At 31.3% G+C, this 13,128-nt stretch carries 16 protein-coding genes; 5 read left to right on the top strand and 11 right to left on the bottom strand.

Annotation, left to right across the window (positions count from 1 at the left end; genetic code table 11):
- Window position 1: 1 nt before the first annotated feature.
- From IC621_RS03070 to IC621_RS03020, 11 genes are all read right to left on the bottom strand, one after another.
- A complete protein-coding gene (locus IC621_RS03070; RefSeq protein WP_191155592.1) occupies window positions 2-838 on the bottom strand; it encodes a hypothetical protein in 837 nt (278 codons plus the stop codon).
- Between the two features lie 152 nt (window positions 839-990).
- Window positions 991-1,254 (bottom strand): hypothetical protein, encoded by a 264-nt coding sequence (locus tag IC621_RS03065; RefSeq protein ID WP_191155590.1) that lies wholly within the window; start codon window positions 1,252-1,254, stop codon window positions 991-993.
- Between the two features lie 67 nt (window positions 1,255-1,321).
- On the bottom strand, window positions 1,322-1,588 hold the full coding sequence (locus IC621_RS03060) for a hypothetical protein (protein ID WP_191155588.1): 267 nt from the start codon (window positions 1,586-1,588) through the stop codon (window positions 1,322-1,324).
- A gap of 43 nt (window positions 1,589-1,631) precedes the next feature.
- Complete coding sequence (locus IC621_RS03055; protein WP_191155586.1) at window positions 1,632-2,852, bottom strand: hypothetical protein; 1,221 nt, start codon at window positions 2,850-2,852, stop codon at window positions 1,632-1,634.
- A 12-nt stretch (window positions 2,853-2,864) separates the two neighbouring features.
- A complete protein-coding gene (locus tag IC621_RS03050) occupies window positions 2,865-3,050 on the bottom strand; it encodes a YonK family protein (protein WP_191155584.1) in 186 nt (61 codons plus the stop codon).
- 129 nt (window positions 3,051-3,179) lie between these two features.
- On the bottom strand, window positions 3,180-4,433 hold the full coding sequence (locus IC621_RS03045) for a PhoH family protein (protein WP_191155582.1): 1,254 nt from the start codon (window positions 4,431-4,433) through the stop codon (window positions 3,180-3,182).
- 118 nt (window positions 4,434-4,551) lie between these two features.
- The gene (locus IC621_RS03040; protein ID WP_191155580.1) at window positions 4,552-4,824 is read right to left on the bottom strand and encodes an HU family DNA-binding protein; all 273 of its coding nucleotides are present in this window, start codon (window positions 4,822-4,824) and stop codon (window positions 4,552-4,554) included.
- Window positions 4,825-4,977: 153 nt separating this feature from the next.
- On the bottom strand, window positions 4,978-5,799 hold the full coding sequence (locus tag IC621_RS03035) for a hypothetical protein (protein WP_191155578.1): 822 nt from the start codon (window positions 5,797-5,799) through the stop codon (window positions 4,978-4,980).
- Complete coding sequence (locus IC621_RS03030; protein ID WP_191155576.1) at window positions 5,796-8,477, bottom strand: hypothetical protein; 2,682 nt, start codon at window positions 8,475-8,477, stop codon at window positions 5,796-5,798. The genes IC621_RS03035 and IC621_RS03030 overlap by 4 nt, the downstream gene beginning before the upstream one ends.
- Window positions 8,478-8,494: 17 nt before the next feature.
- Window positions 8,495-9,649 carry a competence protein CoiA gene (locus IC621_RS03025; protein WP_191155574.1) on the bottom strand — a complete coding sequence of 385 codons (1,155 nt, stop codon included), beginning with the start codon at window positions 9,647-9,649 and terminating at the stop codon, window positions 8,495-8,497.
- A 91-nt stretch (window positions 9,650-9,740) separates the two neighbouring features.
- A complete protein-coding gene (locus tag IC621_RS03020; RefSeq protein WP_191155572.1) occupies window positions 9,741-9,932 on the bottom strand; it encodes a hypothetical protein in 192 nt (63 codons plus the stop codon).
- Between the two features lie 373 nt (window positions 9,933-10,305).
- Between IC621_RS03020 and IC621_RS03015 the strand changes: the two genes are divergently transcribed.
- The 5 genes from IC621_RS03015 to IC621_RS02995 all read left to right on the top strand — a co-directional run bounded on the left by IC621_RS03015 (window position 10,306) and on the right by IC621_RS02995 (window position 13,127).
- Window positions 10,306-11,136: a ParM/StbA family protein gene (locus IC621_RS03015; RefSeq protein ID WP_191155570.1), complete on the top strand. Its 831-nt coding sequence runs from the start codon at window positions 10,306-10,308 to the stop codon at window positions 11,134-11,136.
- Entirely contained in the window at window positions 11,129-11,365 is a 237-nt protein-coding gene (locus IC621_RS03010) for a hypothetical protein (protein WP_191155568.1), read from the top strand. Before IC621_RS03015 ends, IC621_RS03010 begins: the two co-directional genes overlap by 8 nt.
- Before the next feature lie 197 nt (window positions 11,366-11,562).
- Window positions 11,563-12,141, top strand: coding sequence for a M23 family metallopeptidase (locus IC621_RS03005; protein WP_191155566.1), 579 nt, complete (start codon window positions 11,563-11,565; stop codon window positions 12,139-12,141).
- A 278-nt stretch (window positions 12,142-12,419) separates the two neighbouring features.
- A complete protein-coding gene (locus IC621_RS03000) occupies window positions 12,420-12,848 on the top strand; it encodes a helix-turn-helix transcriptional regulator (RefSeq protein WP_191155564.1) in 429 nt (142 codons plus the stop codon).
- A gap of 135 nt (window positions 12,849-12,983) precedes the next feature.
- Complete coding sequence (locus IC621_RS02995; RefSeq protein ID WP_191155562.1) at window positions 12,984-13,127, top strand: hypothetical protein; 144 nt, start codon at window positions 12,984-12,986, stop codon at window positions 13,125-13,127.
- Window position 13,128: the final 1 nt, after the last annotated feature.

Below are 13,128 nucleotides of genomic sequence, written 5' to 3'. Positions count from 1 at the left end.
ATTAATCGTCATCCCTAACATTAAAATCTTTAGAAATGTTAAAGATGTTTTTAAATGGACGAACGAACCAGTCATTAATATACTTTTTAAGTTTGTCGAAGTCTTCATATATAGGTTTAGATTCAAAGTGTTCACACGGTTCTTCTTGCTCAACAGTTTTTATCCATAGTCCATATGTAGACAACCCTTTGTCATCATTAGCACCAGTTGACTGAATTGGTTTAATGTTACCATCGTTATGCAGCTTAGACGATAATTCCATCAAATCCTTAAATTCCTTAATGTTACTATTAGCTAGAGCTTTTTCTGCCTGTAAATGAACTTTACCAATATTTTTATAAAGATTAATTTGTACAGGAGTATCAGTTGCATAATTATGAGAATACTCAAAAAAGAAATTTTCTAGATACTCTAGGTCGCTATCACTATTACCACGACCCCATTTTTTAACTAACTCTTCATTGTTTGAAGTCTCTGAATCTTTTTCATTCTCATAATGATTGCTTTTTATGGAATCACTATCTTTCCACATCAGTTCACGATACTGTCTCATTCCTAAATTCTTCATATATGTCTTAAAGATATCCTTATTGGCTTTTTCAGATTCCTGAATAGATGTTTGCCACAAACCTCCAAGGTACGGTTTGTCTAACATCCTTAATGTGTCTTTGATTAAATCTATATTTTCGTTTTGATTATTTACGCGATCCCAAATGCACTGTTTGCATACATGCAATTTTCCAGTTCGACTGTGGAAAGGGGAAGAGGAGGCGTAGAATTCGGTAAGGTTTTTCTCTTTTTTGCAGTCCCCACTACAGATTTGTCTATCATTTTGCATAATCTTTCACCGCCTTATAAAAAAGAATCCTTTATCTAGGTATCAATAGTAGGGAAGTGCCTAACATTGACACCTATAAAAAGATTCTTGAGGAAGAATGGAGTATAGATAAAATTGACTTTTTATATCAATTTTAAATAATTAATTAACTTTTAAAAATCATCTAGCTCATCGTCAATAAAATCTGTTTCGATTTTATGTATGTTTTCTAGCCCCTGCAAACATTCTTTTGCTTGGTCTATCAGGAATTGTTTAGCTGTCCAGCGATTCACTTCATCAAAGAAGTCATGTAAAATTTCTTCTAAGGGAACACCGTGCTTAAGATTGTATTTAATCATTTCAGCATAATCTTCAATAATTTCTTCTGGTGATTCATTGTAGGGAACAATCAATACATTTGGCATTTCGTCACTCATAGTTCGTACCTCCAAGTTTTTAAGTAGGGAGGCAGAGGATTAATAATTAATCATACCTTATTATGTATTAATCAATTGGACAATTGTCTTCGTCACACTCATCACAATTACATACTCCGTGTATTTCATCTAGGATATTCATTTTATTTTGAACATCTTGCATCAAAGCATCTTTATATCCTATACTTCTAGCTTCGGAGATCAACTCAGCAATTATAGAATGTAATTCTTCTAGAGAATCCGCATCTTGGATAATTTCTCCGTATTCATTTACAAGTTCACAGATTTCACAGTCGCAATTTTCTTCTTTTTGAAAGTTAAGTAATTTTCCCATTGGATTCTCCTTTTGTTATTAATATATAATTTATTTTTAAAAATTATTTTAATTTAAAGTCATATACAGTAGTTCTACCCAAACCACGTTCAAATATCATCATGTTAGATCCTGCATTAGCAGTTTTCTTCAATTTAACACTGAATTCATCGATTCCACAAATAGAAGGGGATTGGTAAAACTCAATATTTTGAAGTCCATCCATGCCAACTGTTTTATTATGAGTATTATGCAAGTGACCAGTTTTTAACATATGTATTGGTTTTTGATAAACGTTTATATATTCTTTTATAGAATTTTCAAGATTTTTTTCGTCTTGTCCATGTGTAGCTAATATCTTCGTCCCAACAACATCAACATACACTAAACTTTTGTTATCATGGATAGTGATATTTTGGTTATCTTTAAGACTGTTTTTTAGGAACCATGTAGTAATCCTCTCCATGTTCTCATGAGGGAAATCACCTTTACTTGATCCTAAAGGTCTTATTTCTGTGTGGTTCCCTTGGCAAGAGTAATAATCAACGTAAACATATCTAGAAAGTTCATTTAGCCAATTGGTCATAAATTCAGAAAATCCCATTGCAGAATCTAATATTCCCAATTGTAAAACTTGTAGTTGCGACATTCTTAAAATTCCATCTAGAGAATCAGAAAGATTAAAAACATTTAAATGTGTTAGGTGCTCTTTTTTAACTTTTACTAAGATCTGACCAAGTAAGTCCCACATGCGACTTTCGAAAATCTCAACATTATACTCATTAATTACTTCATCATCAAAACCTTTGATAAGAACCTTTTTACCATAGTGAACATCTGCAATGTCAACAGTAGCGTCAATGTCACCAATTTCTCTTTCAATCTTATAATTTGGAACTTTAACTGTCTTTCTATTTTCAAGAGCGATTAATAACTTTTCGTAAAAGTTTTCAGTCCGACCTTGTTCACGAATCCATTTATTTATTTCATTCTTTTCTGCTTGAAGCTTAGTACGTTCTAACTGTAACTCTAATTTCTTTTGTGTTAGCTTATCGAGGACATCTTCATCAGAAACATTCTCGTTTAGTTTCTCGCCATAATGTTCAGTGATTTCCTTATAGGCATATGAAAGTTTTCTGAGATGATCGGGGGAACAGTCTAATCCTAATAAGTCACGAATTTCTATCCAATCCAAGTCTAATTCTTTATTTAGTTTAGCTATACACAAACGCACTTTGTAATCAAATGAACTTTCATTCTCCAACTTTTTAAGAATAGAACTCATTATTTCACCGTCCTATTCCTTAATCGGGAGTTCGTTTTCTTCTTTTATCGTAATTGAAACAGTTTTACCATTAAAATCTGACAAGATTTCCTTGAAGTCATAGACAAACTCTGCTTCTTTGGTTTGTTCAGTTACTTCCATAACGTCCATATCGAACAAACCTTTTAAATTCACCTGATTTACTTTTTTACTAGCCATTGTATTTCCTCCTTTTTTATCCTCAAAAAATAAAAACACCTCTCAGATATCTAAGAGGGTGAATTGCCCGTGACGAAACATGTGATGTAAATTGTCTTGAAATTATACATAAGTGCTTAGTTTCCTTTTTTAATCTAACAAATCTGCCAGTTCAGCAGTTTCGCTTCGTTCTGTTTTGTCTAATGTAACTTGACCGAATAAAGGGTTGCCTTTAAGTTTTGAAAGTGCTTTGATGCCACTGTTACTCCTATAAACTTCTTTGTCGGTCTGTTTTAAGTCTCCATTTAGCCATAACTGCGATTCTTTACCCACACGTCCTATGAGTAACTTAATGTGATCTCTTGTGTTATTTTGGCACTCTGTCACGTAAATAATAGATTTCTTAATGTCTCGTCCACGCAAACTGCCTAAGTGCTGAATTTCTATTTTGTTAAGTCTAATTAGCATCTCTAATCCTTCAACACCGCCGACATGATCAGCTAAAGGCATGGCAAAGTCAACGAGCTTTTCAAATTTATCTCCGGGCAATATACCAAGCGTGGGCACATCTGCAAGCTCAACGTTATTTCTAGCCCAGATTAATTTTTCTATTTTCCCTTGCTCAATTAAATCTAAGGCATGCTGAATCATTACAAAATCCTTACCAACACCATATTTGCCAAAACAAGCTTTGATTGTAATATCTTTATTTTGTAAAAGATCAAACAACATCTCTTGTTTTCGATTAATAGGCTTAACTTTTTCACCCATAAATTTAGAGTGTATAGCTTTAAACTTTAATTTGTTCAACTTGAATCCATCAAATTTAAAACTGTCAATGAGTTCATATCCATTATGTATTCCGTCATTATTGTATGTAGGCTTATCTTTATCCCAAATGAATAAGTATTGATGTTGCACTAAGTTAAATAGATTGTCTTCAGGTGTTTCATATATATGAGCTAGTAACTCCTGATCTTCTTTAGAGGAGGTGACAAATACTTCATGTACTCCATAATAATCAGATTCATCGCTAACATTGTTGAAATAAACAACGTCTAAATCAAATCCTTCTGCTTTATATCCTAACAAAACGTCATTTGTTATTAAGCCATATCCATTTGATACACATGCATATAGAATATTGTTGTCTTCATATGTATTATCATAATCTCTACCTAATTTACTTCCGTCATAATCTCTTGTGTTAATAATGAACTTATCTCGATTATCACGAACGTATCTACTAACTTGTCTGGCTCTGAATTTTAAGTCTTCTTTATTACTAGACTTATGCTTCTCAAGCTCTCTTAAAGTAGAGGAGAGAAGTACAATCTTGTAATCTTGTAGACTTTCAATTGAATCTAATAGTATATTCGTATCTGCCGCAAATAGTTTGGTCATATAACTAATAGCCCCTTATTTTAAGATTTTAAAACAAGGTAGGGGATAATGAGGGGGTATTGATTAACCTACCTTGTTTTTTAATTTATAATATTATATATAATTCATTTATAAGAGTTTAAAGCACTGCTTCACGAAGTTTCTTCGAAGCTTTAAATTTCGGAGCATTCTTAGCCGGAACTTCAATACTTTCCCCAGATTGTGGATTTCTTGCGGTTCTAGCTGCTCTTTCTACGACTTGAAGTTTACCTAAATCACCAAGTGTAACTTCACCTTCGGAAACCAATCCTTCTAAAACAACTTCAAATACACCATCTACAATAGGGGCAGCATCTTTTTTAGTAATCTCCAATTTTTCAGCCACCGCAGTAATAAGTCCTTGTTTGTTCATAATAAAAAACTCCTCCTTTTAATCCTATATATTAATTTTATTTGTTTGAAACTTAATAATTAAAGGGAATATTATTCATACTCTCTTCATAAGTACCATTTTCCCAAAAGTGCTAAAAACCCAGTAATATCAAGGGTTTCAGCGTTTTTCTAATTATACACGTTTCTTATTTTCTCTGTATTCTCTTTGTTTTTTTGCATTATATTCTCTCCAATTATCTTCAAAGCAAGTATCACAAAATTTAGTCCGATTAGATTTAACTTTGATAGGAGTTTCACAACATTCGCACTTTTTAACTTTATTTTCACCGATATGAAGATCATAATATAATCCAATATTATCAAATGAGTTAATTGTAATGACACCTAAATCATCATCGGGAATGTTATACATGAAAGACAATTTAATTCTACCTTGATTAGTAGATTCTAATACTCCTTCATTATTTAAATCACCAATGATACTATGTATGTTTTTTATTTTCTTACTTTTGCCTTTTGGTATTTTAGAAGACTCAATCAATTCTTTATACTGACTTGGATTTCTGCCAAAATAATATTCTTTGTTATTGAACTCATCTCCATATTTAATCTTTTGTGACTCTTTATTTAATTTATCTAAAACTAACATTGTAAATAACACTTTCTTATGTAAATTACCTACATTAAAACCTTCAATTACTTGTAATTCCTTATCACTAACTTTTATTTCGTTTATTTCGATAAGTTTATTTTTATTATTCCTCGCATGATTTAAAGCAGAGTTGACTGTCTTGAAATACTTCACCTTGTTATAATTCTTAATATTATTTCCGCAAAACTCATAAAGCTTTTCTTCACGTTCTTTGGGTTTTAATTCTTTGTGTTTATAATATTTAGCTAGAATTTTCAACTGACCGATTAAGTTATTTGTAGAAAATCCATTCTTTAAGATTTCTTCTGCATAGGTTTTTTCTTTATATTTGTATTTAATCAATCAAAAACCACCTCTTTAATAGAATATTTTTCATTTAAATAAGTTATATCTCCGTCTACACTTGGAACGGGGATTGAAATTTTACCATCATTTTTCTTTTTTATATTGAAGTAGATATGATCTCCATATAACGACCATAAGGATTCTTTATTAGAATTGGGAATTTCCACATAATGATGATGAATTAAATAATCAACAAGTTCATCCAGATTGTCACATATATTAATCATTTGAGATTTAAACTTTTCATAAATACCAACTTTTTCTTTATACAAAGAGTCATCAAAACTTGATTTTTCTGGTTTTGAGCTAGTTGATATTAACTGATTGATACTCTTCTTGTATTCATTGAAGGACTTAGTGATTTTCTTATATTTACTTTCATCGAATTCCTTCAATTCACCACTCATATATAATTCATGTATATCCTCATCTTCATTTTTGATAATATTTCTAATACCGAAATCAACTGATTCAATATACTTACATAGATTGTTCATTACACAATCACTGTCAATCACAGGTGAGTATTGTTCAAATAAGTTTAAAAATTCTCGCTGTTCTTTATTTTTTCTCTTAACTTTCTTTAGTTCATCTAGAGTCATTCCAAATTTTTGTTGACAAGTGATATCATAACTTTTCACATGGTTTTTGTATTTATTTCTTGTACCTTTATAAAGATAAATGAAGAAGTATGGATGCTTATCTAACAAAATTCTATTCAAAAATTCCTTTTTACTTTTTGACTCTAACGATTCATCTTCTTCAGTTTTTTGATAATTAACCCAGGTAGAAGGAATTCCTTTAACTTCACGACCAATCTTTGCTTTATCTATTTGAGCAGATTGCAGCTTTGTACACATTTTCACTCTATTCATAGTAGTTTCATATTCTTTAGTGTTTTCATCAAGTTGAGCAAGTAATGCGTATCCACTCGTACTTTTATTAGTTATACTTCCTATGATTGAACCAAAGCTAAACAGGTCTGAATTAAACAAGTCATCTTGAGTCAATACTTTCTTTTCCGATTTTGGCGGTGTGTAAACTACAGGCAGTTCACCGTGATAAACAGATTTTAAAACGGTTGAGTTACAAGTGGTGGCAATTATGTCATAATCAAAATCAGATCCAGCCCAATTCATTGTCTCATGTCCATGTACATTTACTATTATTCCTGTGTAGTTGTATCTATACCAATGATCCAATTCTTCATTTTTCTTTAAGTTTAGGAGCAAGTGTTCACTTCTATATGTAAGTGGTGCTCTCATGGAATCTACAACTTTAACACCTTTTTCATTCCAATAATTAGAATAATACTCTTTTTCTTTAAGTAGCCCGGTTATTTCTAACCCACAAACATGTTGCATCATACCATAAGGATCACTAACCAATGTTTGAAAGTTACCATCAATTAAAATTTCTCCTAGGCAGCCATTCTTTATTTTTCTCTTTATCAAATCATAAATTTTCTTCTTTATGTATCTATCCTTAATTAAATCATGATTAACAAGCAATGATTTTATCCAATAATTCTCACTTTTATTTAAATAATTAAGTAATTTTTCTTCAGTGATTTCAGTTCCCATTAAGAATAAGATAGTGTAATAAATGTTTTCTGAATTAACACCTGTAATCCAATCAACGAATTTTTCACATATTTTTTCAATATCCTTCTTATTCATGTTTAATGTTTGAAGGAATTGATAATTCATTTTTAAAATATCCTTATCTTTTTTAGGGCTATGCAATGAAACTCCCCATTTAAGATTGTTCTTTTCACAATTTTCCTGATAAACTTCAATTGAAGGGAAGCTATCCCAAAGCTTGAACTGACTTTCAGAAAGTACAATGTCTACATCCCGTAAATCAATAATCTTAGGATTACCATTCTCATCTTTATAAGATGTTCTGATTCTGTAATTACCATTATTAACTTTTTCACAAAACTCATGAATGGGAAAGGTGTTCAACATACCTTTTATGTAATTTTGTCTTATGCACCACTGAGCAGGTACATAATCCAGTCCTAACTCATTTGCCCATTTAACAGCCATATCGTAGCTTATTAGCCCTTGGCCATCAAAACGATTAAACGATTCTCTGATGCCTTTAACTTCGATAATATCATCTTCGCTATAATCGGTTTCGGTCACAAAGTTTACTTTAACTTCTGTATCACTATAGTAGTCAGGAACTAAGCAAAATCTAGGTGTCGAGACAACGGAAGTAGCAGAAGATGCTAATCCCTTATAAGCATTGAATTTAGAGGGAACTAGCTCTTTATTTAGATTTCTTCCGTTATCTAAAATTACATCAAGTTTCTTAGCTGTTTCTTCCTCGCAGAAGGTAACAGTGGAAACACGAGCTTGACCAGCAGATGAGGAAAAACGCACGAAGCGTTGTTTGTTTAACATTAAGCCATTCTTATATAAATATTTATAATGAGAAGGGTGATCCATCACAATTGTTATGTATTCTTGAATGAGCAAACTTTTAGGATCATCGTAATCTATTTGTTTATCAGTTATTTCTCTTATAGACCTGAGCATTTGATTATCAAATAATGAAATTACTTCACCGTACTCTTTGGCTTCCTCAAAGGAAAGGGATATATCATAATCAAATTCCTTTAATCTAGATGATTTAAATTTATATGTATAGAATTGTTTATTTTTCATTAAATTCCTCCTGCCGTTTAGTCACAATCTATAATTTTGCAATTTGTAATTATATTTTGTTTAACACCGAGATACTCCCTATGATGATCTATTCTTGCACGAATTTTTATTTTATTTCTTTTTGTATCGCTTAACGATTTAGGAGAAAACCAAGTATAAACATTTCCACAGTCATCAACAATTTCGTTTACGTATTTAATTCCATACCAACTTCTAAAAGAAGTACTTTTTGAAACCCTTCCAATTACATCTATATTTTCACCGATAGCTCCTACATACTTTGAATTTTCTTTTAGTTTGCTGATTTCTTGATTGAACTGTTTGATTTTTTCCTGTTCTATTAGATTTAAACCTTGTTCTTCAGTCCATTTAATTCTTAAATCTTTCTCTAAAGAATTAAACATTCCAATGATATCACCATTCATTTTTAAACCTTCGTTAAAAGTGAAATTATCAACCTTTTCCACAACGAAAAAATTTTCAACACTTCCCAAAGTATCAAATACCTTACTATTTTCTTTGTAGAATTTATTCATAAAATAACTATCATCTAAATCCTTTAATAAGGAGTGATTGTTTATTAAAAAACTGCTATGGACAATTAAAATCCCTTTAGTAGACTCAAAATATAATAATCCATTTTTCATATTTTCTTTCTCAATTTTTCTATACCTACCGAGGAAGTTAGCACTGCCAAATTTGCCAACATTGATGTTGTATTTCTCTGTCCCTAGTATCCATATGTCATTAATTCCGGCTAATTTATAAAGTTCTCTTCTTAATAAAAACTCACTGGCAATAGGAGTACACTGATACTCAATTACAAATCTTTTACCTCCATATTCAAAATAAATATCAGGTCTTTGTTTAGTCTCAGGTATCCAATATTCCAATTTACAATTTGTAACTCCAGCTTGTTTGCTAATCCAATCATAAAGTACTCTCTTACCGTTTCTATGTTCTTCAGTTTCACTCTCAGAGTAATATTCACTACATTCTTTTCCAACATGGCGGAAATAGGGAGGAACTATTTCACCGTGACAGTATTCGTAATTTCCTCCACAAACAGGACATTTCAATATACCTTTATTTGACCATTGCTTAAGTCTATATCTGTCGTACTTACCGTCAAAACAATTTACAATCTCTTTACCAACCTTTGATGTTAGCAATATACAACCTCCTTTTTTCAGTTCATTTATAGAAAGGGGAGTAACCCCCCTTTTATTTAATTTCATTACTTATATGTATAATTTATTTATATTAACATCCTTCATTATGTAATCTTTTCATTTCTCTAATCACTGATTTCCACTCAGCAGATTTACGGTTAACTTTACCGTTCCACTTTAAGTTGTAATAAACTTCTTCCATTTCCTCAGTTGCTGTATTTTCACTTAAGCAATCCTCGATAAAAGAAATCACTTCAGACTTTCTCCAATTCAATTTAGTCATGATGCCCACCTCCAATCCAACTAATCTACAAATCTATGTATTAAATAAAACGAACATTTTATTATGTATCGTACCACTTGTTTAAGTGGTATCTTCATTATATATGATTAATTTATTTGTGTAAACATCTTTTTTATAATAAATTTATTTTTATCTTTTTGAGATTGTGATTTCACAATTTTATATAATTTTTATTGTTATTTTTAAACAGGGACACGCAAGTGATACTGTCCTAATTCATATGTATGTACTGTGTATTAGAAAAGTATGATTTTTCTATTAGTTTTCTATGATATTTGGCTATTTTTACTTGTCTGTATTAGAAAAATCATAGAATTCTATTACTTTTCTATGACAAAGGAGGTTGTTAGAAATGATTCTCGGTGTAGATGCAGGAAACAGTGAGGTCAAAATTGCAGCGAAATATGGTTTAATTAAATTTTTATCTGACATAGGGGAGGGTAGAAACATCAACTTAGAACAAGTACACGGGGAAGATGATATGGTATTTGAATATGAAGGTAAGTACGGTTTTGCAGGTTCATTGGCAAAGTATGAATCAGAATTCGTTGGCTCTCTTATGGGCGACTCAAAAGTCCATGAGGATACGAAGTTACGTGTTCTTCTAGGCATTCACAGATATTTAACTTTAAATAATGTAGAAGAATACAATTTTCAAATCATTGTAGGTCAACCAATTTCTAAGCATACTCCACTTGAAAAGGAAGGACTTAGGAAATTACTGCAAGGGAAACACGTAATCACTGTAAATGAGATTAAAAAGAAAATTAACATTGACAAAATTTCAGTGGCAGCCGAGGCGGCAAGCTCTTTTTGGTCAAATCCTCAAAATGGATTAACAAGAATAATTGACGTAGGGTCAGGAACAGTGAATTACGCAAGTGTATTAGAAGGTAGGTTTATTGATAAAGAGTCAGGTACTTTGAATTTCGGGATGAACACCAATAAATCAAATAATCTTCAAGCATTAGTTAGGGGAATAGCTGCTGAGACACTTAAGAAATGGAATAAAGAAGACAATGTATTTCTTGTTGGAGGGGTTGCTGAGGCAATTAAAAGTCCATTGAAACAATATTATCCTAATGTTCAAGTCCTACAACCGATCTTCAACCGTAAAATTCAAGATCCAATATTCGCAAATGCTATATCCTTTTACAATATCGGAGTGAGTGTTTATGAATAAGAAAACCAAATCCATTTATTTCAACTTAAACGATCCTTTTGATTCAAATCTTTACGAGTATTCACAACAATATCCCAACTTCTCAAAGTTTGTTAAACGACTAATTCAAAATCACATCAATGGAATTAATCCTAGTCAAAAGATTTATCAAGACGAGCAAATTATACAGGCAGAGGAAGCTGAAAACAACCCTAAATTTGATACTAGTCTGATGAAAAACCTTCTATAAATTTATGTTACCAATATATCATTTTCTTCTTACCCCTAATTACCGCTCTTATTACCCATCTTATTACCGAAGTTAATTACCGCCTTTGGGTAATAAGATTTTGTTCAGGTAATTAGAAAATTGGGTAAGAATGATTTTGATAATTAGAATACATTTTAGCTTTACAAGAATAATTATTTTGGGGAAGTGTGTGAAATATGAGCTATAAAATTACATCTAAATTTTTGCAGCAAGAGAGCTTTAGAAATTTCCCTCACAAAGGGATCGATCTGAAGATGGAAATCGGTGAGCCACTTCGAGCAATTTGTGCAGGCAAAATTCATTTAAAAAATTTCGGGAGTTCGAACGCAGGAAAGACGATTTTAATTGAAGGAGAGGATGGGCGAACATATATTTATGGGCATCTTTCAGAATTTAACGTTCAAGAAGGTCAATTTGTATCTCAAGGAGATCTAATTGGCTTGTCAGGTAATAGTGGGTTTTCTACTGGAGCACATTTACATTTCGCAGTTCGAGAAGGTGAGAAGTTTTTAGACCCCTCACCCCACATTGATTTCATTCAAAATATGAACAACCCACAATTTTTAGCCAGTTTACCATCTAAAAAAGAATCACTCACTCAAGCCTATTCAATGTTTGATGTTCTCAAGGATGCTGCAAGCACATACAGCGACTTTTTCCAATCTTTAAAATTAAATATAGTTTACTTGTTTAACTCAATTGATTACTCTATGTTCGTACAATATCTCCAACACTTCATGCAATTTTTCTCGTGATAAACCCGTTTCTCTAATTGCACTTTCCGATGCATATTCTAAATTAGTTTCCCAACTCGGTTTACGATATTTCCATCCATCTAACATTAAACTAGACATTCAGCATACCTCCAAATATTTAGTCATATCTATTGTATTATTACAACTTTTTTCCACCTTTGTTGGTTTTTTCGGAGTATTCATCAAATTTTTCACTTGGTGTTTTCTTGTATAGCATTTAGTTCAACCCTTTCTGCATCTGTTGTTTTTATTATGGAATAAAGGAGGATCGTTTATACATGGGCGAAAAAATCATTTTTGAAATTGAATTGGAAAAAGAGACAGTTTATGAGATTGAAGAACTGATTAAATATTTCAAAGTTAGAAACTTACTGACTAACATGGACTTTTCTAAATCTCATGCAGACTTTATTAAATCTGGTCTATATGCTCATATGGAAAGATTGAAAAGATTCCATTCCTTTACTATTAGTAAAGATACCTATAAATTGAAATCTGTAGCCAAACTTCAAAATAAAATTAAACAATATATGGTAGAAGAGGGTTTAAGAGCAACAGACTTGTCTGAACTAACCGAAATTGATAAAGGTGCTATCAGTAATATCTTATCAAATAGAAATCAGCCTTCAATGGACTATTTTTTACGAATTTGGATAGCTTTGGGATGTCCACCAATTGAAGAATTATTCTATCGTGACACCGACTGAAAGGTGTCATTTTTCATTTCCAAACTTTTTCAGGAATTTTTTCAAAAATAACGCATAGGACAATTTTCCATCTGAGTAATATTGAGTATAGATATATTAGGTTAACAAATAACAATAAATCAGGAGGAAAATAAAATGTTGACAACTTTAATTGGAATTCAAACAATTTGCGTAGGAGTTTCAGCTTATTTGGCATATAAGACAACAAAAAAGTCTACTAAGGTAAAATTATCATCAAATGTAAAAGGTTTTAAGTATTATAAAGCTGGAGGTTTTTAAA

The organism is Metabacillus arenae (assembly GCF_014773385.1).
GTDB lineage: Bacteria > Bacillota > Bacilli > Bacillales > Bacillaceae > Metabacillus_D > Metabacillus_D arenae.
This window is presented reverse-complemented; position numbering and strand designations above follow the sequence as displayed.